This is a genomic window from Virgibacillus sp. 7505 (genome assembly GCF_002272135.1).
GTDB lineage: Bacteria > Bacillota > Bacilli > Bacillales > Amphibacillaceae > Terribacillus.
The window spans coordinates 1-224 of record NZ_NPBF01000377.1 but is presented as its reverse complement, the minus strand read 5'-3'; the positions used below and the strand labels follow the sequence as shown (position 1 = coordinate 224).

Genomic DNA, 224 nt, shown 5'->3' with positions numbered 1-224 from the left:
AAAGCAATCTTCAGTAACGCGTGCCTGCAAAATCCCGTAAGTTAAGCATTCCTTAATGCGGGCAATGTCTTCTTTTGTGATGAAATCGCCTTCAATATACAATGTCTTATGCTGTGTCTTGAGCTCCTTGGATGTTGTCAGTACAAACGCGGCATCGCGGGGCACTGCAGAAGGAGCATAAGGAATATAGATTTCCTGAATCGACACTTGCGGATACGCTTGTT

The 224-nt window shown here is 44.6% G+C and carries 1 protein-coding gene; it reads right to left on the bottom strand.

The annotated features are described in order from the left end of the window. A partial coding sequence (locus CHH91_RS20790) for a hypothetical protein (RefSeq protein ID WP_176465892.1) occupies positions 1-224 on the bottom strand: 224 nt, incomplete at both ends.